The sequence below is a fragment of the Oleiphilus sp. HI0128 genome, from assembly GCF_001635365.1.
This window is the reverse complement of record NZ_LWGG01001108.1, coordinates 1-21,778: the sequence shown is the minus strand read 5'-3', so window position 1 is coordinate 21,778 and position 21,778 is coordinate 1. Positions and strand designations below refer to the sequence as shown.

Here is a 21,778-nt window from a genome sequence, read left to right as displayed (position 1 = left end):
CCGTGCCTTTCAAAGAGCAAGCTTGGGACATGTGTGACAAGCGTAGCCTTGGTGCTGAAAAGGCTGGTGCTGTAAATACTTTGTACCTTGATGAGCAAGGCTTGCTTTGCGGTGACAATACAGATGGTTTGGGTTTAGTGTCCGACATTCAGGGGCATGGAATTAGCCTAAGTGGAAAAAAAATACTGATTTTAGGGGCAGGTGGTGCTGTAAGAGGCGTATTGCAGCCTATACTTGAAGAAAAGCCAAGCAAGGTTGTGGTGGCCAATAGAACCGTTAGTAAAGCGGATGCTTTGGTAGACTTGTTTCAAGATCAGGGGAGTATTGAAAGTTCGAGCTTTGAAGCCTTGAACGAAGCTTTTGACTTGGTGATTAATGGTACCTCGGCCAGTTTATCGGGTTCCTTGCCACCAATTTCGAAATCGATTATCGGTGCTGCGACGGTTGCCTACGACATGATGTACGGCTCAGAGCAGACTGTCTTTAATCGGTGGGCTGAAGAGGCAGGGGCATCCCAGACAATTGATGGTCTCGGGATGTTGGTCGGGCAGGCGGCAGAAGCTTTTCGTGTTTGGCGAGGCATTTTGCCCGAAACCTCTGAGGTCATGGCTAGGATTAGGGAAGAAAGCTGAGCGCTTGCTATAAAGTAAGGCTTGCAAGTGGCCGATAGGTAATAAGAATAAAACGGCCTGAATATTGCTTATTCAGCGTGACTACAATGAATTGTCAACAATGCGGCCAAATCTTGGCACATAGGTTTTGATTTTATGGATTTAGCGACCCTCATAGGTCTGATTTTTGGCTTTGTCATCGTCATTGGCGCGATTTTAATTGAATCCAGCATTATGGATTTCGTTAACGTGCCGGGGCTCGTTATTGTTGTCGTGGGTACGATAGCCATAACCCTGGTTAAATATCGCCTGACGTCAGTGGCCACTTCTTTCAAACTTGCCTTTTCAACTGTTTTTCTTGAACGTACTGAAAACCCGGTTATGTTGATTGAGAAGGTTCGGGAACTTTCGGGTATTGTTCGAAAAGAAGGGATTCTTGGCTTAGAAAATGCTGAAATTGAAGATGAGTTTTTGGCAAAGGGGATAGCCTTGTGTATAGATGGCCACCCTTCCGAGTTTATCGAAGAGCTATTGATTCAAGAGCTAGAACAGTCTATTGAGCGATATGATACTGCCGAAAAGGTCTTTCGTGGTGTGGCAGAAACAGCGCCAGGGCTAGGTATGTTGGGCACCTTGGTCGGCCTGGTTCAGATGTTGAATAATATGGCGGACCCCAGTTCAGTTGGCCCAGCGATGGCGGTGGCATTGTTGACCACCTTCTACGGTGCCTTTATCGCGCAAGTGGTGGCGATTCCCTTGGCTGATAAATTAAACCTAAAAGCAATGGATGAGCATCGTAATATGTCATTGGTTATTACCAGTGTTCAAAATATTCTGAAAGGTCAGAACCCTCGCGTTATTACCGAAGTCCTGGTTAGCTATTTACCGCCTGCCCAGCGTGAAATTGTTAAGGCAGAAGGGTAAGTACGATGAGGGCGATTCCTAGGCCAAAACCTAAGGCAAGTGGTTCGTCCGGCTGGATTGTCACCTTTGCGGACTTAATGTCTTTGCTGCTGACTTTTTTTATTCTGCTACTCAGCTTTTCCAAGATGGATCTTCAGAAATATGAAGTGATGGCGATAGCTATGGCTTCATCATTTGGCATCGAGGCTTTGACCGGTGAAAATAAGGCGGGAGGCGCAATTATTTTTGCTGAAGCGCCCGCTATTCCCCCACCACCCGCGACGACAGACGAGCAGTCTGAATTGGAGAAAGAGTTCGAAGACTTTGGCGACTCCGATATAGAGATGTTGGAAGAGCCTGAAGAGAAAGAGAGCGAGGCGGCACAAATAGACCCGAGTATCGATAAGCTCACAGAGAGTTTGGTTGATAGTCTGGAATCTGAAATCCTTTCTAATGCTTTATCTGTAAGTTATGACTCCAACAAAGTGGTTGTGCGTTTCTCTGAGGCGACTACTTTTCCATCAGGGAGTGAAGAGCTAAAAGATGCAATGTTCCCGATTCTTGAAAAAATAGAAGAAGTACTTGCTACTTGCGAGGGTGAAATAACGGTCTCGGGTTATACCGATAATTTGCCGGTTAACTCGGCGCGCTATCGTTCAAATTGGGATTTGTCTGCAGCACGGGCTGTGAGTGTCGTCCATCAACTTATTTTTAATAATAAAGTAGATGCTAACCGCGTTAGTGCAGCGGGCAGAGCAGAAACAAATCCTTTGGCACCTAATGACACCGCAGAGAACCGGGCCAAGAATCGACGGGTCGAAATAAGCGTGTTTGACCCGGTTTGTGAGGAGTCTGACTGGGACTTCTAAAATGTATCTTTCTTGGAAGGCACTAGCTCGCTATAATGGCGGCCTTTTAGTCTGTAACAAATATTTAGAAGGTGTCGTAGCGTGAGTGGACCAAGTCAACCGAAAGTCGAAGATGAGCAGTGGAGTGATGAGCGAATTCAGGGGTTTTTATCTTTAAAGCCTTTGGATGGTAGCGATCCGGATTATCACGTACTAATTCAAGCCTACCAACATATGACTCCTGATTTCTTTCAGCGTTTTATTGCAATGTTTGCTGAATCTGGCAGGAATATTAATGCTTTATCTCTAAGCGGTGAGACAATATTTGATCGCGTGTCGGAGCATGCTAAGTCTCAAGCATACAGTGATGTATTGAAATCAAATGCTGCGCTGAAGTCTAGCGAGCTATAAGCTTCTGATTCCTGATATAAGGCTGATGGCTCTATGAATGACGATATTGCCTTTCGCTTTGGCGGTATTGCTCGCCTGTATGGTTTGCCAACGCTAGAGCGTTTTCAGCATAGTCATATTGCCGTGATTGGTATTGGCGGTGTCGGTTCCTGGGCCGCCGAAGCCTTAGCTCGATCGGGTATTGGTGAAGTTACCCTATTTGATCTGGATGATATTTGCGTTTCGAATATCAACAGGCAAATCCATGCATTGCAAGACACGGTTGGGGCGATGAAGGTGGAGGCTATGGCTGCTCGAATGCAGCAGATTAATCCGCAGATCAAAGTACATGCAAACCACACCTTTATTACGCCTGCAAATGTAGAAACTTTGCTGCACAAAGGCTTTGACTATGTCTTTGATGCGACCGATAGTGTCAAAGCAAAGACTGCCATTATTGCTCATTGTTCGCGACATAAGATTAAGTTGATCTGCTCGGGAGGCGCCGGTGGCCAAGTTGATCCGAGTCAGATTCAAATTGCTGACTTAAATCGTACTATCCAGGACCCATTGCTTGCCAAGATACGCAATAATCTTCGTCGCATGCATGGCTTTTCCCGAAACCCCAAACGCAAATATCGGATTGACTGTGTATATTCGACTGAGCAATTAGTTTACGCACACAGTGATGGCGCAGTATGTCACGAAAAGCCAGCCGAAGGCGGTCCGGTAAAACTGGATTGTGCCTCGGGCTTTGGTGCGGCAACTCACATAACGGCAACATTCGCCTTTATGGCGGTATCTCAAATTCTAAAGAAACTCGCAATCCTGGCAGAATGATCTTTAATTGTAAGACGTCCCTTAAAAGGGTGTTGTAACGAGTTAAAGTGCTTCCCCATAGATGTATGTTGCGGGTGGGCCGATTTCAAAGAAAAGAATCCGTTTCTATGGTTGAGCTGCAGCTTATTTTACTGGCGAGTATTGGTGTTATTTCCCTTATTTGTCAATGGATTGCCTGGCGTTTACGTTTGCCGGCAATTTTATTTCTCTTACTTGCAGGAATTCTTATCGGGCCTGGTTTAGGTATTCTGGAGCCGGATGCCTTGTTTGGTGAAATGCTATTCCCGATTGTATCGCTGGCCGTTGCCGTGATTCTGTTTGAGGGTAGCCTTACTCTTAAATTTCAGGAGCTACGTGAACACGGCAAGATGGTTCGCAACCTTCTAATGTCTGGTGTAGTTGTTACTTGGTCTATCGGAACCATTGCCAGCCGTTATCTAGTTGACCTGTCTTGGCCGGTCGCAACCTTATTTGGTGCAATTGTGGTGGTTAGTGGGCCTACGGTGATCATGCCGTTATTACGATCGGTTCGACCCAATGCCCGAATTACCAATATTCTTAAGTGGGAAGGAATCGTAGTCGATCCGATAGGAGCGCTACTGGCTGTTTTGGTATTTGAATTTATTGTATCCAGCGGTATGAGCAAAAGCCTGGCCTTTGAGCATGTCTTGCAGACTTTTGGTTCGACCTTGGTGTTGGGGGTGGTCTTAGGCTGCTCTTCAGGTTATTACTTGGGGAGAGCATTAAGAAGTCATTGGTTACCCCAGTTCTTGCAAAATGCCGGAACACTGACGTTTATGTTGGGTATCTTCGCATTTTCTAACTTTTTGGTTCACGAGTCGGGTCTTTTGACAGTGACCATTATGGGGATCTGGCTGGCGAACATGAAAGGTGTGCCGGTTGAAGATATTCTCGAATTCAAAGAGTCGCTCAGTGTTCTTCTGATCTCGGCACTATTTATATTGCTTGCGGCAAGAATGGATCTGAGTATGGCTACTGCTTTGGGCTGGAATGCTCTGTGGGTAATTCTCATACTAATGCTGGTGGCCAGGCCTCTTTCGGTTTGGTTAGCCGCGGTCAAAACAGACTTGAGCTGGCAGGAGAAAACCTTTTTAGGCTGGGTTGCGCCAAGAGGCATTGTCGCTGCGGCGGTGTCAGCGTTATTTGCTTTTAAACTGGAGCAAGCAGGGCATGCCGATGCGGGTGCCTTAGTTCCGATGGTGTTTTTGGTTATCGTTGTTACTGTCATTATCCAAAGTATTACCTCAAGCCCTTTGGCGGGCTTGTTAAAGGTTAAAGAGCCGGATGATAATGGCTTTCTATTTATTGGTGCGAACGCCGTGGCGAGAAATTTGGCAAAGGCTATGATCGGCAAAGGTGTCACCGTTATTCTGACAGATACCAGTTGGGAAAATGTCAGGGCAGCGCGAATGGACAATCTGCCAGTCTATTATGGTAACCCCGTTTCAGAGCATGCTGAAAATAACCTGGATTTAACCGGGGTTGGTCATATGTTGGCTATCTCGCCCTATAAACAGTTGAATACTTTATCGACCTATCATTATCTGGACTTAATGGGTGTTGGGAGTGTTCTTGGTTTGCCTGAAGGTGATCAGGATGTGCGCGCTAGTCATCAATCGTCTGAAAAATATGTGCGAACACGAAATCAGTTTGACGAGGGAGCGACCTTTGCAAAGTTAGCGAGCTTGGTAAGTAAAGGCGCGACAATTAGAACGACGCAGCTCTCTGAAGAGTTTACCTATGAGGACTATTTACAGCTCCATGGTAATCGGCTGACGCTATTGTTTGCGATTCGTCCAGATAAGCAGGTTGTGCCTTTAGGCAGAACAGATGCAAAGCCTTCAGTTGGATGGGAAATGATTAGTTTAATACAGCCTGAGCCAAACCCTGAAGGGCTGGCTCAGTCTAGTAGTTCATGATCTAGTTGTCACCGTGGTGAGGATGGTCAATACGGTTGATCAGTGCGCGAGCAAAGTCTTGACGAGTAATAATGCCAACAAGCTTGCCGCCGTCCATAACCGGTAGTCGTCGTCGGCCAGAAGTGAAGAACTCTGCGCAGACAATGATATCATCTTCTTGTTCAACCATGTCTAGCTCGGTCGTCATGTGATCGGCGACTCGATCACCTACTGATTGGTAGTAGCCGTCATTTAGAGCTTCTTTCAAACAATCCAATTCTGAAAGAATACCAACCAGCTTCCCTTCATTATCTATTACCGGTGCGCCCGAACGGCCTTTTTTTACCAGAGTTCTTAAAGCCGTAATAACGCTGTCTTCAGGTTTGAAGGATAAAACATTTGGGCTCATATAATCTTTTATTTTTACGGAATGCACGTCACTTGCTCCTTATTCTGTACAGACTGGGTCATGGCATGAAGCCGATTTAGACACCGTTGTAAGATACACTATGGAGGATATCTGGGGAAAATCAAGCAAGCGGGTGCTTCATTAGGGTGAGTTTTCGTCCTTGTCGAAGATAGCGACGAAGAGATTCAGCGATATAAGGAGGAGCCTGTTCTATATTCTGAAGCTGAAAGCCAATTTGAGCATAAAAGTCTTTAAGCCACTCAAAAGGAAAGCACCAGCACTCGCGATTTGTCAGGTGTGGTTTTAGTTCGGTAAGTAGCCTGCTTCCTATGCCTTGCCGCTGCTCGGATGGAACCACGACCATGCTGCGTAGAATCAGATATTGATCGCTCTTGACCAGGCGAACAGCCGCAACGATTTTATTGTTTGAGTTGTTATTTCTAAGGATGTAAACCTCGTCTTCTTTACCGACGTGGGAATGGTAGTTCGCTTGTTTATAGAATTGCTTGGCGAGAGGAAAGCGAGGCGGGTCGAGTCGTTCCAGGGCGAAATTATTGTGGCTTAAGTCAGACATTTTACCAGCGTTTTTTTCTATCTAGGTCGCTCTCTTTTGCTTCAACCCATTCAGCACCGTCTTTGGTGATTTCCTTTTTCCAGAAAGGCGCGTCGGACTTTAAGTAGTCCATAATAAACTCACAGGCCGCAAAAGCATCTGCTCTATGTGCAGAGCTTACGCCAACGAAGACAATTTGTTCGCTCAAGTGCAAAGGGCCAACGCGGTGAATGACTCTCGCTTCAAGTATCTGCCAACGTTCAGCTGCTTGTTGAATGATTTTCTGTAAGCACTGCTCTGTCATGCCAGGGTAGTGCTCCAGGAACATGCCATTTACATTAGGGCGATCTCCGAATTCCCGAACCAAGCCTGAAAACGTGCAGATCGCGCCAGTTGCTAGGGCGTGGTTGTTCCGTAGAGTCTGGTACTCATTTTCTATTGAGAAATCTTCTTGCTGAACGCTGACAGATATTTTCATACTAACCGCCTGTTACCGGGGGATAAAATGCTACTTCATCTCCTACTTTAACAGCAGTACTTGCATCGGCGATATCCTGATTGACTGAAATAATGATCCGTTCGTTAGCAAGCGCGCTTAACCAGGGTTCGCCCCGTGACTGAAGCTTGGATTTGATATCGCCAGTCGTCTGGATGCCGTCGATCTCGGTCCATTGTTCGCTATCGCAGTCGAGCTGCTCTCGCAAGCTGGCAAAAAAAAGGATATTCATAAGGTCGTCTCGTAACTTAATAATGCTTGCTATACCGGCAAAGAAAAAATGCTAGGGAAAGGTATAAACTCGACAGAATCCCCTGCTTTTGGTTGAGTGTGTTCTTTAATCACAGCGAAACCCTCCGCCCAGCTTGCAGAGCTTAGCATACCAGAGCTTTGGTTCGGGTGACGAATCAGACGATTGCCTTGGCTTCGCTGAACTCTCAGAAATTCTCTTCTGGGGCCGGACTTTTTAATATCGAAGTCTAGGGCAAGAGAGTAACTTTGAGGTTTAGTGTCGCTAATACCTTGCTTATGGAGTAAGAAAGGGCGAGCCAATACCGAAAAGGTAACAAATACTGCGCCTGGATTTCCGGGCAAACCGAGTACTGGTGTTTCGCCAATTTGTCCATACATAAAAGGCTTACCGGGCTTGATGGCTGCGCGCCAGAAATCAATGCTCCCCAATGACTTGATTGCACTTTGTACATAGTCTTCTTCGCCAACGGATGCGCCGCCAGTGCTAATGATGATGTCGGCTTTATCACTCGCCGAGTTTAAAGCTTTAACCGTTGCTTCGAGTTGATCTGGGATGAGGCCAAGATCAACTATATCTGCGTTCAGGCTTTTGAGCATGCCGGTAAGTAGGTAGCGGTTGGAGTTAAATATTTGTGAAGAAGAGGGCTTATCGCCCGGTTCTACCAATTCGTCTCCAGTTGAAAAAATAGCGACTTTTAGTCTTCGAAACACTTTGACCTTAGCAATACCAATCGAAGCAATTAAGCCAACGCGGGCAGGGGAAAGGACTAGGCCCTTTTGTAAAATAACCTGGCCTTGTTGAACATCTTGACCTCGAGGGCGAATATTTTGCTTAGCGTTAGGCTGGGAGGAAAAGGTTACCTCCTTGTTGTGCTCATTGATTGTCGCCTGTTCTTGCATAATGACGCAGTTCGCTCCTGCTGGTATCGAGGCGCCGGTAAATATTCTCGCAGCAGTGCCACGTTCAAGTGTCTCGGGTTGGTGCCCGGCAGGAATGCGTTGTGAGATACAGAAGGCTTTACCCTCAGAGAAGTCATCAAGGTTTAGTGCGTAGCCGTCAACGGCACTGTTATCTGTGGGCGGTACATTAAGTGTAGAGACTAAGTCTTCAGCGAGCACTCTTTCGTGTGCATCAATAAGTGCAACTGATTCTGTCTCCGATATCGGGTTTGCCAATTTTTTTAAGCGCTCAATGATATCATCTAAAGGATTAAGGGTGTGTTTGACGGCTGAATCGCAGCAGCTTTGATTTGTGTTCGACATAAATAGCTCTGTCAGTATCGACGATGAAAAACGGGTTATTAGTTTAGCGTGTGCAGTGTATCGCTAAAACAGAAATAAATCGTTGATGATCATCAAGCGCTTAAGGAAGAGTTAGCAAGCGGGTAGATCTGCGTGAGTGCCGCAGCTTACGACACTACCGTCGCGCGAGTCGTACTTGATAACCAAGGAGCTGTTATTGCGATTGCCAGTGTCGCCGTTAAGGCGATAAGCGTAGCTGCAGACTCTGTTGCCGGTGTGGCGGTAAGCTCGATAGGCTTCATTGTTGTTGCCAACAACAACTGAGGGCGGGTTTTCCAATACGCCCTGCCAGACACCAATGCAGCCGTTGTTGCCTTGCCCTATATTCTCATTACCTGTGCCTTTATCAACACCAATTGGGTAGCCGATATTGTTGGTGTCAATCGTGCCATTGCCAAAGTTTGTCAGGTTTTGGGTGCGAGTGGTATGGCCTGCTGCCTGGAAGACTGCTTTGACAGTTTTAACGCCTGCCTGCAAATTTCCAGCAATGCTCCTAACCTGCGCTAGTTCAGCTTCATCAGATAGGTCACTAAATCTAGGTAACGCGATGCTTGCAAGCGCTCCAATTAATACGATAACAATGACCAGTTCGATCAGAGTAAAACCTTGGGATTTGAAGGGTTGAAGAGTCGGCTTCATAAATATATGTTTCTTAAGTAGTTTATTTAATTATAGGTACGAAAACGCGATAATTGTAAAAAAAATAGTATATTTCTGGATATAGCGTATAATCTGCGCTATCTTTATTGACAATATCCCCGATTTGGGGTGGCACTCCGCCAAAAAAATTAAATTCATCACAACTTTCCTTTAACGGCCTCGCGCTGTATCTATTTGAACTTTTACATAATATGAATCTTACCGAACTTAAGAAAAAAAGCGTTCCAGAATTACTCGAAATTGCTGCCGAAATGGGCTTGGATAATCTTGCTCGATCTCGAAAACAAACAGTTATCTTTTCTATATTGAAGCGCCATGCAAAAAGTGGCGAAGACATATATGGAGATGGTGTTTTAGAGATTCTTCAGGATGGCTTTGGATTTTTGCGATCAGCAGAAGGCTCATATCTGGCTGGACCAGATGATATCTACGTTTCACCTAGCCAAATTAGACGTTTCAATTTGCGTACCGGGGATACGATTTCCGGGAAAATCCGTCCGCCGAAAGACGGCGAGAGATATTTCGCGCTTTTGAAAGTTAGTCAGATCAACTTTGATAAACCTGAGAACTCGAAAAATAAGATTTTATTTGAAAACCTGACCCCTTTGTTTCCAAATGATCGTCTTATTCTGGAAGCCGGTAACGGTAGTACAGAAGATTTGTCAGCGCGTATTCTTGATTTGGTTGCTCCAATTGGTAAAGGACAGCGTGGCTTGGTTGTTTCTCCGCCGAAAGCGGGTAAGACCTTGATGATGCAGAATATTGCTCAGTCTGTCGCGCGCAACAACCCTGAGTGTCACCTCATGGTATTGTTGATTGACGAGCGTCCAGAAGAAGTAACGGAAATGCAGCGTTCGGTTCGTGGTGAGGTTGTAGCCAGTACCTTCGATGAGCCACCAGCTCGTCACGTTCAGGTAGCCGAGATGGTTATCGAGAAAGCAAAACGTTTGGTTGAGCATAAGAAAGATGTCGTCATTATCCTTGACTCTATTACGCGTTTGGCTCGTGCCTATAATACGATTATTCCATCGTCGGGTAAGGTCTTAACGGGTGGTGTTGATGCACACGCACTTGAACGTCCGAAGCGCTTCTTTGGTGCTGCTCGAAATGTTGAAGAAGGTGGAAGCCTGACAATTATTGCAACAGCTCTTGTTGATACCGGCTCTAAAATGGACGAGGTTATTTACGAAGAGTTCAAGGGTACCGGTAATATGGAAGTACACCTTGATCGTCGTTGTGCCGAGAAGCGAGTATATCCTGCGATTAATATTCGCCGTTCAGGAACGCGTCGAGAAGACTTGTTGATGAGTGAAGATGAGCTTCAGCGTGTTTGGATACTGCGTAAACTATTGCATAGTATGGATGACGACTTAGCAGCATTAGAATTTATTCTCGATAAGCTGAAAGACTCTAAAACAAATGATGAGTTCTTCTTGTCGATGAAGAAGCGATAGGCTGTTGTTGATGGCTCAAAAGCTTTGTTAAATAAAACTTTTGAGCTGAATTAAACATCGTCAGGCTAGAATATAAACCGGTATTTATACCGGTTTTTTTATGAATTGAATTGAGATTGTTGTGTCAGTTATGAAATATGATGACCTCCGAAGTTTTATCAAACAACTTGAAGCGCAAGGTGAGTTGAAGCGTATTGCTCAGGAAGTCGATCCTTATCTGGAAATGACCGAGATATGTGATCGTACTTTACGTGCAGGAGGGCCTGCTTTACTGTTTGAAAACCCAAAGGGTTACAATATGCCAGTGTTGGCAAATCTTTTTGGTACAACGCGGCGCGTTGCCTTAGGAATGGGGCAAGAAGACGTCAGTGCACTACGTGAAGTGGGCAAACTTTTGGCATTTCTTAAAGAACCTGAACCACCTAAAGGTTTTAAGGATGCCTGGCAAAAGCTACCGATATTTAAAAAGGTGATGGCGATGGGGCCCAAAGAGGTCCGCTCGGCTGCCTGTCAGGAAGTGCTTATCGAAAAAGATCAGGTGGATCTGTATAAGCTTCCTATCCAGACTTGCTGGCCAGGCGATGCAGGACCTTTGGTGACCTGGTCTTTGGTGATTACAAAAGGGCCTGAAAAGTCTCGCCAGAATCTGGGGATTTATCGCCAGCAGTTGATTGCAAAGAATAAGCTGATCATGCGCTGGCTATCTCACCGTGGTGGCGCACTAGACTTCAGAGAGTGGCAGCAAAAACACCCAGGTAAACCTTTCCCGGTTGCGGTGGCTTTAGGTGCTGATCCAGCAACAATACTCGGTGCAGTAACGCCCGTGCCCGATACCTTATCTGAATATGCCTTTGCTGGCTTGTTACGTGATAGTAAAACTGAAGTGACTAAAGCGGGCTTGAGTGACCTATCAGTGCCAGCGAGTGCAGAGATAGTATTGGAGGGCTTCATTTACCCTGATGAAGTCGCACCCGAAGGACCCTTCGGTGATCATACTGGTTATTACAATGAAGTGGATACCTTTCCGGTATTTACTGTCGAGCGTATTACTCATCGAAAAAATGCGATTTACCACAGTACTTATACTGGTCGGCCGCCTGATGAGCCTGCGATTCTCGGTTTAGCTTTGAATGAAGTCTTTGTACCGATTCTAAGAAAGCAGTTTCCTGAAATTGTCGATTTTTATTTGCCGCCGGAAGGATGCTCATATCGCCTGGCCGTTGTAACGATGAAGAAGCAATACCCAGGGCATGCTAAACGCGTGATGATGGGCGTGTGGTCCTTCCTTCGCCAGTTTATGTATACCAAGTTCGTAATTGTCTTGGATGATGACGTTAACGCACGAGAGTGGGAAGATGTGATTTGGGCAATTACGACACGTATGGATCCGGCAAGAGATATCACCTTGGTTGAAAACACACCGATAGACTATTTGGACTTCGCTTCGCCAGTATCGGGCTTAGGCTCCAAGATGGGTCTTGATGCAACCAATAAATGGCCGGGTGAAACAAACCGGGAATGGGGTGAACCAATTACCATGACTGACGAGATAAAGTCTCGAGTTGATGAAAGGTGGGACGACTTGGGCATCTTTGGTGGTGATCAGTCCAAGTGAACGTGCTCGAAATAGAGTCACGGGTTGAAGGCCAGCTTCGCACATACGAATTGGCTTTTGATGCGGGAGAGTCAGTATATGAAATTGCTGACAGATATGCCTTGAAGTTGCCCGTCAGTTGCCGCAACGGGGTTTGTGAGATATGCCGGGCCAAGCTCGTTTCTGGCGAAGTTGAATTCGGCCCCCGAAGGGAGCTGGTTCAGGGGCCACTACAGAAAGACTTGTTGCTGTGCCAGACTTGGCCAGTGAACTCAAGCAAAATTACAATAGATAATATCTATGGGCCAGGAGAATTGCCTGTGAAGAAAACGGTTTGCCGAGTAATCGCTGTCGAAGTGATTAGAGGGCATGTTTATAAAGTTGAGTTGCAGTTACCTGCGGGCAAGCTGCCGGAGTTTTATGCCGGGCAGTATTTGGCACTTGAGATGCCGGGTAAGGATGCTGGTAGTTATTTTTCTATCGCTTCAGCGCCTGGCTTGCGAGAAATCACCCTCCACATTCAGGCTGATCCGCACTTGAACTCAGCGGTTGAAATTGTGGACTACTGTAAGGACGCGTTGGAGAGTGGAGCCAGTGTCACGATCTCTTTACCGTTTGGAAAGGCTTGTTTGCCAAAAGTGCCTGATAAGCCGCTAATCTTGATGGCTGCTGGTACCGGCTTTGCTCAAATGAAGTCTATTATTGACTATCTCCTGGCGCAGAATTATTCGCTTCCGCTTGCCTTATATTGGGGAGTTAGAAAAGAAGAAGATATGTACTTGGCAGAGTTGGCTGAGGAGTGGGCATCGAAATATGATCACTTTGAATTCCACCCGCTTATCGCAGACATTGAAAACATAGATGCAAACGCTCATCACAATCAATTGAGTGATGCGGTATTAGCAGACTTTTCAAATTTAGCGGATAGTAAGGTTTTTGTTAGTGGCTCGCCAAAGCTTGTTCATTCTGCAATGGACGCCTTGCTGGAAGCCGGATTAGAAGAACAAGACTTCTTCTCCGATGTTCTGGAATATGCGCCACGTTCTTAAATATTAGTGGCGCAAGCATGATGGTTTTAGAGCCAAGCAGAAATACTGTCTAGCTCAGTGGCTATCGAGACTCAGGTAGGGGCAATTTTGGCAGCTCAAGATTCTCGATAAGCCCTTCGAATACTTCTTTGTCGGCATTATTTTTCGCATTTAGGCGTATATTCAGGCGACATAGCTCCGCGAGACTTTCCTTGTTTTCGTGTAGTTTGTTGCTCGCTTCAAAGTATTCTTGAGCTTTCCCCCATAAACCATTTCTTAGGCAAAGCCTACCAAGTGCTAGCAATAAGCTGGCATTGTTGGGTCTGCTTTTTAGCCATTGTTCGGCGTGGATCAGTTGCTCGGAAGTGTTTTGAGCGGCGACCATTCCATAGACGCGAACCAGCCTGTCGTCCCATTTCTTTTCCAAGGCTTTTCGGATTAAGGTTTCGCACTCGTGATCGTTGTTAAGGCGAATAAGCTGTAGTGCGTACGTTTCAAGCAACTGCGCGTCGAATTGTAATGGTGTTGGTACACACTGCCATAAACCTGCGAGAATATCGTCGGCAGCGTCTTGTTGAGCGCGGTTAATTAGCTCGTCGGTTTTCTGTACAAAAAGATTATTCCAGGCGAGAGACTCGACGGCTTTGATTTCATCAGTGCCGAGTTTGGCATCTTTTTGCAAGGAGGGCAGGAGCTTTATCAGGTTGTGCCAATCTTCTAATTTTAAGTATACCGACTTCAAGAGCTTTAGAACGAAGGGGTGATGCGCCTGTTGTTTATGCAGGCGTAATAGTGTTGCTAAGCAAGGTTCATATTGCCCTTGTTGGTACTGGATTTGTGCTTGAGCGATCCCCACAGCAAAGTCGGAGTCCTCGGTGCTGTCATAGGCTTTCTTCAGCATTAGCTCAGCATCCTTAACCTGCCCTAACTCGTTGGAAGCGTGAGCGGCGGCTAAGTAGTTAATTAAGGGCTTATGGGACTTGGTAGCAGATTTAGATAATAGCTTGCTCGCTACGCCCCAGTTGCCTTCAAGTAGTGCAATTAGACCTTTCTCGGTTTTTATCGTAGCTCTTGACTCGGCGGAACGGCCAAACCACTTAGATACAGACTTGCTTGAATGCACCAGTTTACGTTTCAGCCCTAGTAGCCATACCAATAAAGTAAGCAAAATAGCGATAGCGAGTGCGGCGATGACCAGATTACTTTCTATTAGCCAGTTTCCATAAGATATTCGAACATATCCGGGGTCATGGCTGACAATCGCTGAAACACCAAGCGCTAGAGCCATGCCGACAATAATCAACACGAGTAAACGCTTCATGGTGTTGGCTCCTGCTTGGTACTGTTATCTGTGCTTGAAGGTGTCGGGTTGGAAAGTTTGCCTAAGCTATGGTTAAGATACATGGCTTCAATTTTTGTCTTCAGTAAGCGTAATGACTTTGAAATATCGGGTGTTTCGTAGCTTATTTGAAGTGTTTGCATACTTTTGAGTTTAGAAATCAGAGTTTTCGTTTGTTTGTCCTGAGTATCAAAGTAGTTCTCTAGCCAAATGCTTGCTTGTTTTAAGCTGTGAGTAAAAATAGCCTGGTTTTGCTCTAGTAAGGCAAGGTTTGCTTGTTCGAGCATCAGTCTTAGATTCTGCTTCAGATAATAATTTTGCTCAGGCGCCATAAGAGGCGCGACAGGGTGATCCAAACGCCGGATCAATACTGCTTTCTTTAGCTCGCCCCATACTTCCAGCCATGCTTGCTTCCATGCGGGAAGATCTGAAGTTTGTGATGAACGCTGGCTTGGTGTTTGTTCTGGCTCTGGCTTGCTCGTGTCTAAATAAGCGCTTTCTTTTAAGCCGTCTAAAGAAGAAATGATAGCCGAGAGTTGCATAAACATACCTTCACGGTCGAGGTGAGAAAGCTGTTGTAAGCTAAGAATCTCTTGATTGAGTGCTGCACGAACTGGGAGTAAGCCTGGGTCATTGATTTCGGCCAGCACTTTATCGGCAGATATCATGACTGCCTCAGCATTTTTTAAGTCGCGCTCAAGAAGAAGTCTTTGGTTGGCGAGATGTAATAAATACTCGGCCTCAGCAAGTAGCCAGTCAGCACGACTGCTGGCACCCATTTCTGTTAGCTTCTCGGTGTTATATAAACTTTGCCTATCGAGCTGAGTCAGTATCTGACTTTGTTGTTGTTTGTCTGCTTCTAGGTTTTTCAAACGTCGCTCGAGGCTTTGCTCTAAGTATTGAACTCGTTGTTGTGCGCTCTTATTTTGTGAATCTAGGTGCGACAGTAGTGTGTTTTGTTGCGACAGGTTTTGCCAGAAGTAAATTGCGCTAGCGATCGAAAACGCAGCTATTAGAGCAATGACCAGTATTAGCAGCCAAGAAAGGTTTTTCTTCTTTTTAGCTTGAGGGGCTGGCTTCTTTACATCTGCTGCAGGTAGCGTTTCGTTTGCGTCAGTCACGTGTTGTCCTGTTTTTTGTTGGTTGGCACTTACAAGCTGGCTTTTTTGATGCACTTTACAATGTCCATCGGCATAAGGTTTTCCGAGATCAAAGTGTTCTTCAATCCGTGTTCATATGCAATATTGGCCACTCTGATACTGGGTAGTATAAAAGACCTGTCAGATAAGTCGATATTGTGTTCACTGCAATGAGCAAGCAGGTTAGTCAGTGTTTCACCGCTTAGTGTAATAATAAAGTCTGGCGCAAAGTCGTCAATGCTTTGTTGCAGTATGCTTTGATCATAGTCTGGTTTCGAGCGTTGGTATAGCGATATGCTATCTACTTGCGCACCTCGAGCAAGAAGTTGGCTTTGTAAAGCCTGGCGACCATGCTTACCCTTGAGGATGAGTATTTTTTCGTCTTGAACTGTTTTGAGGTCTTTGTTCTCTAATAGTTTTTCACTGCTCAGGTCTTGACCTGGCGATACGATATCCAGACTTGTCGAGTTTAAGGCTTCAGCGGTTTTGCGGCCAATGGCATACCATTTTTGTCCGACAGGTGCTTGTGGCCAATAGTGATCTATTTGTTCAAGGCCTAGATCAGCTGCGTGTTGGCTGACGACAATTACATGCTGGTATTGGTCTAAATCGAGGATGTGCTGTCGCTCGATCGCGCTAATCTCAAGCGCATCGATTTTTAGCATTGGCAGTTTTTTGCACTGGGCTCCTAAGGCTTCGAGAGCTTTTGATAATTCCGTGGCGGAGGGTTCGGGGCGGCAGATTAGAATCTTGCTTGAACTGAGCAGGCCTAGTCGCTTGAAAGCCTGCTCGGTAACGAGTTTATTTGTCATTGGCTTAAACTTGAGCTTTGTTATAGACAGCTTCTAGTAAAGGGCCTGCACCCATTTCAAGCAGAGCTTCCGCTACGGCAACACCCAGCTCTTCACATTGAGCTTGTGGGCCGCTTAAGCTTGTTTTAAGGATGGTTGCGCCATCTTCTGAGGCAACTAAGCCGGTGAGTGTCAGTGTCTCGCTTTCTAAGGTTGCATATCCGGCGATTGGAACCTGACAGCCACCATGGAGCCGGTGATTCATTGCGCGTTCAGCTTTTACGCAGAACTCGCTTTCTGGGTGAATGAGGGGCGCCAATAATTTTTTAATATCCTCATCCTTGCTTCTGCACTCAATGCCTAGAGCGCCTTGGCCAACAGCTGGAAGTGATTGCTCAGCCGATATGACGCTTTTGATGCGTTCATTGAATTCAAGTCTTTTGAGTCCAGAGGCTGCAAGAATAATGGCGTCATACTCGCCTGCATCGAGCTTTGCCAGACGAGTATTAACATTGCCTCTTAAAGGGCGAATATCTAGGTCTGGGCGAGAGGCGGCCAGTTGGCTATGCCTGCGTAGGCTTGAGGTGCCAACAACTGCACCTTCTGGAAGTTGATCGATCGAGTCGTATTGATTACTAACGAAAGCATCGAAGGGGTTTTCCCGCTCACAAATAACGGCTAGCTCAAGACCTTCGGGGAACTCCATAGGGACATCTTTCATTGAGTGGACGGCGATATCTGAAATGCCTTCTAGCATTGATGCTTCAAGCTCTTTTACAAATAAGCCTTTGCCACCGATTTTAGCAAGGGGGACGTCTAGAATCTTATCCCCTTTGGTTGTCATGCCATTAATATTGACTTCCAAGCCTGGGTATAAAGCTTCAAGTTGAGACTTTATATAACGGCTTTGCCACAACGCTAAAGCACTTTCACGAGAAGCAATATTGAGGGTCTTGATTGGGCTTGATGTAGACATGTTCGAGTCGTTCACTATTGGCAAATGGAGTGGGTGCTATATATTGAATTGCGTCGCTATTTGTATTGGTGGTGAAACCAAATAAAGAATAGTGAGCTAGATACAGCCTGTTATGGCGACTTAGTATAACGGAACTGGAAATAAAGTCGAAAAGATACAAATCAAGTGAAGATCACTTTTATTTCTTGGGCGCTTACTTGAGTCAAACTTGGCTATATGAAGGTTAGAAGTTAAGTGTTAATTTAACTTCCAGTCGATCTTGTTTAAGATTTAGTCGATACTTTGTTCTATCTGCAAGGTCATTAAAATTGCGAATGACGGAATCTGTGCAATTCTTTCCCCCGCTTAAGAGAGAATCGATATCAAATTTAAGCACGTGCTTAGAGAAGGATTTGATCGCTGTACTATAGGAAAATTTAGTGTCAGATGAGCTCTCGATGAGGATAGTATCATCATCACCGCTATTGCTGCGTGAGTTTTCAAAAGCTAGAGTATTAAATGACAGACACAGACATAACAAGCCTATTACGAACAAAGCGCGCTTGGTCATTGTTGATGTGTGTGTGTTGTTCAAATCGTCCACTCCATTTGATGAAGACTACCTATTCAATGATAAGAGATCTCCCTGTAGCGGTGTGTAACATTTGGTTAGATCGAGAGGGTATTTCGAAAAACTTCATTTATTGAGGTAAAGAGAGAGGATAAAGTGTGAACAGGTTCTCTAAGTTGTTGAGTGGAAGCTCATTTTTATTCTAGAAGGTGCTTAGTTGCAGTCTTAGGCTTGAAAGGATTGTTCACTTATTCTTTGCTTGAGTTCGCTTACGTGTCGACGACTGACGAGAATGCGAAAGTCGGTATTGCGTATATGTATGTAGTAGTGGCCATCGGAGCTCTTGTGCATTGCTGAGATGTGTTTGGCATTGACCAGTGTATTGCGATGGGCACGCAGGAGCTTGTCTGGGTGAGCTTGTTCCAACTCCTTTAATGTTTGGTCACTTAGGGTTTCACCGTTTGCATGGACAACGGTAAGGTACTTCTGTTCGGATCTAAAAAAGTAAATCGAGTCGAAAGGAAGTAACTCCTGGCCTTGCCAACTGTGTGCGACAAAATGAGCTTCTTCGTTACTATCCTGCTCCTTGATAGATTTTAGCTGCAGTTGATTAACATGCTTTGCTTGAGCCAGAGCACTTTCCAGCTCTTCGCCTCGAACGGGTTTTAACAAGTAACCCATGGCCTGCTTTTTAAAGGCGTCGATGGCATACTCGTCATAGGCGGTGCAAAAGATCATGGCAGGAGGGTGCGGCTTTTTTGCCAGAGCGCTGGCCACTTCCAGGCCATCAATACCTGGCATTCTGATATCCAGAAGCGCAATATCAGGCTTAAGCTCCTCAATCCGTACCAAGGCTTGTTCACCATTTTCAGCTTCACCGCAAACCTGATAGTTACAATTTCGTTCAATTAAACGCTTTAGGCGCTCTCTTGCCAAGCTCTCATCATCGACGATAAATACACTAATAGGGCTGTTTGCTGTCATATCTTAGTTAACCGGAATACGTAAAGTAACGGTAAAAATATTGTTTAGTTGGCTAGTCTTTAATATAGCGCCTGAGCCGAAAATTGCCTGGAGCCTGCTGCTAATATTGTCTAATGCGATTTGGTTTCCGTGTCGTGCCTGTTTTTCTGGGTCAAAAGGGTTTGAGATCAAAATGTATAAATGATCTCTTTTGAGTTCGGTTTCAATGCTAATAGTGCCGCCTTCAGTTAGCGGTTGAATACCATGATAAATCGCATTTTCTACTAATGGTTGTAGGGTTAAAGGGGGGATCAATACCTTTTTCTTGGCGTTGTTGAGCTTCCACTCAATCTTTAGCCTGTTTCCTAATCTAAGGGCTTCAATATTCAAGTATCGTCGGCATAGCTCAATTTCTTCACGAACCGGAATCAGAGAAGTTTGGTTGTTTAATGTAGCCCTGAAAATGGTTGATAGATCTATGACTGCATCTTCGGCTTTTTGTGGATCGATTGCGATCAGGCTGGCGATGCTGTTCATGCTATTAAACAGAAAGTGAGGACGAATTCTAGCCTGCAGTGCTTGGATGCGCGCTCGAAGTTCTGCTTGGCGCTGTTCTCGCCATTGGTGTTGCAGGAAGAAATAACGCAGTAAGATGCTCGCGAGCATCGAGCTGATGAGTAAACTCTTTGATAGAAATAGTTCCGGTTTTGTAATGACGCCCGGCAGCAGGAAGTTGATGCCTAGCCAACTGAAAAACAGCGTGATGATGGCATTGCTAGATAAGAAGTAAATGCTGATAAATTTCGGGCTTTTGCCAAATAGAAATTTTCGGGTTGTACAGATTACCGCTGCAAAGCTGAGCGTGAGTGAGTGGCAGTAAATAGATAGCAGGCCTAGTTTATCCCAACTGATTAACTCGTTTGAACTCAAGACCAGACATAAAACCAGCGCTAGAAACTGGGTTAGGATCAGCAGAAACAGAACGGCATTGATTCGACAAAGGTCAGGAATGACAAAATTGGAGTTCTGCTCACTCCCTGAAGCTTGCTTAGAATCATCAGCATGGCTGTTTTTGTTTGGCTGTGATTGCTTGGCGTTTCTATGCATGATAAATGACTGGTTTCTTTACAAGGGATGACTAAGGCGTATTATTCGCTTTTGTGCTACAATGCGCGCCGCAATTTTGACTCCACAAATTTCAGTGTAGATGGGTAATCAAACATGAGCAATGCAAACGACAATAACGGCCAGCTAAATACGCAGAGTGATTCAAGTAAAGAAAAGCCATGGGGAGGACGCTTTACCGAGCCTACCGATGCTTTTGTTGAACAATTTACTGCGTCAGTAGAGTTTGATCAGCGTTTGTATTTCCACGATATCCAGGGCTCTATTGCGCATGCGACGATGCTGGCAAAAGTTGGCGTGCTGACTGAAGAAGAGAAAACGCAAATCATTCAGGGCTTGAAAGAGGTTCAGGCAGAAATCGAGAGTGGCAAATTCCAGTGGTCTGTCAAACTGGAAGATGTACATATGAACGTCGAGGCAGCCTTAACAGAAAAAATTGGTATCACGGGCAAGAAACTCCATACAGGGCGATCTCGAAATGACCAGGTTGCGACAGATATTCGTTTGTATCTACGAGATGAAATCGATGTGATTGCCAGTGAAATTACTCGTCTTCAGGATGGCATGGTAAGGCTTGCTAAGCGTGAGGCTGCAACAATAATGCCGGGCTTTACTCATTTGCAAACAGCTCAGCCAGTCACTTTTGGTCATCATATTCTTGCTTGGAACGAGATGCTTCAACGTGACTATGAGCGTTTGATGGACTGTCGTAAGCGCGTGAATATTATGCCGCTAGGTGCAGCAGCTTTGGCGGGAACGACTTATCCTATTGATCGTAGCATTACGGCCGAGTTATTAGGCTTTGACCGACCTAGTGAGAACTCTCTTGATTCAGTCAGTGATCGTGACTTTGCTATAGAGTTTTGTTCATTTGCCAGCTTGGTTATGATTCACTTATCGCGAGCTTCTGAAGAGTTGATTTTGTGGGCATCGGCTCAGTTTGATTTTATCGACTTGCCGGACCGCTTCTGTACTGGTTCGTCTATCATGCCGCAGAAGAAGAATCCAGATGTGCCAGAGTTGGTACGAGGCAAGTCGGGCCGGGTAACGGGTCATATGATTTCTCTATTGATGTTAATGAAGTCTCAGCCTTTGGCATACAACAAAGATAACCAGGAAGATAAAGAGCCATTATTTGATGTCTTGGATACCTTAAAAGGTTGTTTGAAGGCCTATGCTGATATGATTCCGGCGATTGAGGTGAAGGCTGAAAATATGAGAGAAGCAGCACGTAGGGGCTTTTCAACCGCGACTGACTTGGCTGATTATTTAGTCGTTAATGGTGTGGCTTTCCGTGATGCGCATGAAATTGTTGGTAAAGCCGTGGCATATGGTGTTGCTGAGGAAAAAGACCTTTCAGACATGACACTAGAAGAGTTGCAGGTGTTTAGCGATCAGATTCAAGAAGATGTATTTGACGTTCTGACGCTTGAAGGCTCTGTTAATGCACGAAATCACCTGGGCGGGACGGCACCTGCACAGGTTTCTGCTGCGGCTGACAGAGTTCTTGAAAAACTAGCTGCACGTTAACTTGTCGTGCCTGACTTGATTGGCAGGCGACAGATATAGGTTGTGACGCCGGCACCTATGCAGCTAAGCATAATGACGGCCCATAACTTGCCAATGATGAGTGCGG

General features: G+C 45.5%; 22 protein-coding genes. 10 read left to right on the top strand and 12 right to left on the bottom strand.

The genetic code is table 11. The annotated features are described in order from the left end of the window. The 6 genes from aroE to A3763_RS18930 all read left to right on the top strand — a co-directional run. A partial coding sequence (gene aroE, locus A3763_RS18955) for a shikimate dehydrogenase (RefSeq protein WP_082880513.1) occupies window positions 1-632 on the top strand: 632 nt, incomplete at its 5' end. A gap of 135 nt (window positions 633-767) precedes the next feature. Further along, entirely contained in the window at window positions 768-1,535 is a 768-nt protein-coding gene (locus A3763_RS18950; protein ID WP_068553652.1) for a MotA/TolQ/ExbB proton channel family protein, read from the top strand. Window positions 1,536-1,540: 5 nt separating this feature from the next. Beyond that, the gene (locus A3763_RS18945; RefSeq protein ID WP_068512812.1) at window positions 1,541-2,383 is read left to right on the top strand and encodes an OmpA family protein; all 843 of its coding nucleotides are present in this window, start codon (window positions 1,541-1,543) and stop codon (window positions 2,381-2,383) included. 81 nt (window positions 2,384-2,464) lie between these two features. Continuing rightward, complete coding sequence (locus tag A3763_RS18940; protein WP_068510133.1) at window positions 2,465-2,773, top strand: PA4642 family protein; 309 nt, start codon at window positions 2,465-2,467, stop codon at window positions 2,771-2,773. A 33-nt stretch (window positions 2,774-2,806) separates the two neighbouring features. Then, window positions 2,807-3,592, top strand: coding sequence for a tRNA cyclic N6-threonylcarbamoyladenosine(37) synthase TcdA (tcdA, locus tag A3763_RS18935; RefSeq protein WP_068512811.1), 786 nt, complete (start codon window positions 2,807-2,809; stop codon window positions 3,590-3,592). A gap of 107 nt (window positions 3,593-3,699) precedes the next feature. Further along, window positions 3,700-5,532 (top strand): sodium:proton antiporter, encoded by a 1,833-nt coding sequence (locus A3763_RS18930; protein ID WP_068512807.1) that lies wholly within the window; start codon window positions 3,700-3,702, stop codon window positions 5,530-5,532. Between the two features lies 1 nt (window position 5,533). Here the strand turns inward: A3763_RS18930 and A3763_RS18925 are convergent, their stop codons facing one another. From A3763_RS18925 to A3763_RS18900, 6 genes are all read right to left on the bottom strand, one after another. Continuing rightward, window positions 5,534-5,947: a CBS domain-containing protein gene (locus A3763_RS18925; protein WP_082870359.1), complete on the bottom strand. Its 414-nt coding sequence runs from the start codon at window positions 5,945-5,947 to the stop codon at window positions 5,534-5,536. A gap of 94 nt (window positions 5,948-6,041) precedes the next feature. Continuing rightward, window positions 6,042-6,494: a GNAT family N-acetyltransferase gene (locus A3763_RS18920; RefSeq protein ID WP_068512804.1), complete on the bottom strand. Its 453-nt coding sequence runs from the start codon at window positions 6,492-6,494 to the stop codon at window positions 6,042-6,044. Between the two features lies 1 nt (window position 6,495). After that, a complete protein-coding gene (gene moaE / locus A3763_RS18915; RefSeq protein ID WP_068512795.1) occupies window positions 6,496-6,951 on the bottom strand; it encodes a molybdopterin synthase catalytic subunit MoaE in 456 nt (151 codons plus the stop codon). 1 nt (window position 6,952) lies between these two features. Continuing rightward, entirely contained in the window at window positions 6,953-7,201 is a 249-nt protein-coding gene (locus tag A3763_RS18910) for a MoaD/ThiS family protein (RefSeq protein ID WP_068512793.1), read from the bottom strand. Window positions 7,202-7,230: 29 nt separating this feature from the next. Further along, window positions 7,231-8,484 (bottom strand): gephyrin-like molybdotransferase Glp, encoded by a 1,254-nt coding sequence (gene glp, locus A3763_RS18905; RefSeq protein ID WP_068512791.1) that lies wholly within the window; start codon window positions 8,482-8,484, stop codon window positions 7,231-7,233. 111 nt (window positions 8,485-8,595) lie between these two features. Next, window positions 8,596-9,162, bottom strand: coding sequence for a type II secretion system protein (locus A3763_RS18900; RefSeq protein ID WP_068512784.1), 567 nt, complete (start codon window positions 9,160-9,162; stop codon window positions 8,596-8,598). A gap of 212 nt (window positions 9,163-9,374) precedes the next feature. Here A3763_RS18900 and rho point away from each other — a divergent pair, with 212 nt between their 5' ends. From rho to A3763_RS18885, 3 genes are all read left to right on the top strand, one after another. Next, a complete protein-coding gene (gene rho / locus A3763_RS18895) occupies window positions 9,375-10,637 on the top strand; it encodes a transcription termination factor Rho (protein ID WP_068512781.1) in 1,263 nt (420 codons plus the stop codon). 130 nt (window positions 10,638-10,767) lie between these two features. Further along, a complete protein-coding gene (ubiD, locus tag A3763_RS18890) occupies window positions 10,768-12,252 on the top strand; it encodes a 4-hydroxy-3-polyprenylbenzoate decarboxylase (RefSeq protein WP_068512779.1) in 1,485 nt (494 codons plus the stop codon). Continuing rightward, window positions 12,249-13,280, top strand: coding sequence for a 2Fe-2S iron-sulfur cluster-binding protein (locus tag A3763_RS18885; protein WP_082865348.1), 1,032 nt, complete (start codon window positions 12,249-12,251; stop codon window positions 13,278-13,280). The genes ubiD and A3763_RS18885 overlap by 4 nt, the downstream gene beginning before the upstream one ends. Window positions 13,281-13,341: 61 nt before the next feature. Here A3763_RS18885 and A3763_RS18880 read toward each other — a convergent pair whose 3' ends face one another. The 6 genes from A3763_RS18880 to A3763_RS18850 form a co-directional block, all read right to left on the bottom strand. Next, window positions 13,342-14,580 carry a heme biosynthesis protein HemY gene (locus A3763_RS18880; RefSeq protein WP_068554147.1) on the bottom strand — a complete coding sequence of 413 codons (1,239 nt, stop codon included), beginning with the start codon at window positions 14,578-14,580 and terminating at the stop codon, window positions 13,342-13,344. Then, window positions 14,577-15,719 carry a uroporphyrinogen-III C-methyltransferase gene (locus A3763_RS18875; protein ID WP_068750210.1) on the bottom strand — a complete coding sequence of 381 codons (1,143 nt, stop codon included), beginning with the start codon at window positions 15,717-15,719 and terminating at the stop codon, window positions 14,577-14,579. The genes A3763_RS18880 and A3763_RS18875 overlap by 4 nt, the downstream gene beginning before the upstream one ends. 29 nt (window positions 15,720-15,748) lie before the next feature. Continuing rightward, a complete protein-coding gene (locus tag A3763_RS18870) occupies window positions 15,749-16,549 on the bottom strand; it encodes a uroporphyrinogen-III synthase (protein WP_068514507.1) in 801 nt (266 codons plus the stop codon). A gap of 4 nt (window positions 16,550-16,553) precedes the next feature. Continuing rightward, window positions 16,554-17,504, bottom strand: a complete 951-nt coding sequence (gene hemC / locus A3763_RS18865; RefSeq protein WP_068634303.1) for a hydroxymethylbilane synthase — start codon at window positions 17,502-17,504, stop codon at window positions 16,554-16,556. 775 nt (window positions 17,505-18,279) lie between these two features. Continuing rightward, complete coding sequence (locus A3763_RS18855; protein ID WP_068514509.1) at window positions 18,280-19,038, bottom strand: LytTR family DNA-binding domain-containing protein; 759 nt, start codon at window positions 19,036-19,038, stop codon at window positions 18,280-18,282. Window positions 19,039-19,041: 3 nt separating this feature from the next. Next, a complete protein-coding gene (locus A3763_RS18850; RefSeq protein WP_082865346.1) occupies window positions 19,042-20,124 on the bottom strand; it encodes a sensor histidine kinase in 1,083 nt (360 codons plus the stop codon). Between the two features lie 114 nt (window positions 20,125-20,238). Between A3763_RS18850 and argH the strand changes: the two genes are divergently transcribed. After that, a complete protein-coding gene (gene argH / locus A3763_RS18845) occupies window positions 20,239-21,672 on the top strand; it encodes an argininosuccinate lyase (protein WP_068514510.1) in 1,434 nt (477 codons plus the stop codon). The last annotated feature ends 106 nt before the right edge of the window (window positions 21,673-21,778 follow it).

Bases quoted from the DNA above. Each gene is read 5' to 3' on its own strand.
- A3763_RS18950 (WP_068553652.1), top strand. From the start codon at position 768: ATGGATTTAGCGACCCTCATAGGTCTGATTTTTGGCTTTGTCATCGTC.
- A3763_RS18945 (WP_068512812.1), top strand. From the start codon at position 1,541: ATGAGGGCGATTCCTAGGCCAAAACCTAAGGCAAGTGGTTCGTCCGGC.
- tcdA (WP_068512811.1), top strand. From the start codon at position 2,807: ATGAATGACGATATTGCCTTTCGCTTTGGCGGTATTGCTCGCCTGTAT.
- A3763_RS18930 (WP_068512807.1), top strand. From the start codon at position 3,700: ATGGTTGAGCTGCAGCTTATTTTACTGGCGAGTATTGGTGTTATTTCC.
- A3763_RS18920 (WP_068512804.1), bottom strand. From the start codon at position 6,494: ATGTCTGACTTAAGCCACAATAATTTCGCCCTGGAACGACTCGACCCG.
- moaE (WP_068512795.1), bottom strand. From the start codon at position 6,951: ATGAAAATATCTGTCAGCGTTCAGCAAGAAGATTTCTCAATAGAAAAT.
- A3763_RS18910 (WP_068512793.1), bottom strand. From the start codon at position 7,201: ATGAATATCCTTTTTTTTGCCAGCTTGCGAGAGCAGCTCGACTGCGAT.
- glp (WP_068512791.1), bottom strand. From the start codon at position 8,484: ATGTCGAACACAAATCAAAGCTGCTGCGATTCAGCCGTCAAACACACC.
- A3763_RS18900 (WP_068512784.1), bottom strand. From the start codon at position 9,162: ATGAAGCCGACTCTTCAACCCTTCAAATCCCAAGGTTTTACTCTGATC.
- rho (WP_068512781.1), top strand. From the start codon at position 9,375: ATGAATCTTACCGAACTTAAGAAAAAAAGCGTTCCAGAATTACTCGAA.
- ubiD (WP_068512779.1), top strand. From the start codon at position 10,768: ATGAAATATGATGACCTCCGAAGTTTTATCAAACAACTTGAAGCGCAA.
- A3763_RS18880 (WP_068554147.1), bottom strand. From the start codon at position 14,580: ATGAAGCGTTTACTCGTGTTGATTATTGTCGGCATGGCTCTAGCGCTT.
- A3763_RS18870 (WP_068514507.1), bottom strand. From the start codon at position 16,549: ATGACAAATAAACTCGTTACCGAGCAGGCTTTCAAGCGACTAGGCCTG.
- hemC (WP_068634303.1), bottom strand. From the start codon at position 17,504: ATGTCTACATCAAGCCCAATCAAGACCCTCAATATTGCTTCTCGTGAA.
- A3763_RS18855 (WP_068514509.1), bottom strand. From the start codon at position 19,038: ATGACAGCAAACAGCCCTATTAGTGTATTTATCGTCGATGATGAGAGC.
- A3763_RS18850 (WP_082865346.1), bottom strand. From the start codon at position 20,124: ATGCATAGAAACGCCAAGCAATCACAGCCAAACAAAAACAGCCATGCT.
- argH (WP_068514510.1), top strand. From the start codon at position 20,239: ATGAGCAATGCAAACGACAATAACGGCCAGCTAAATACGCAGAGTGAT.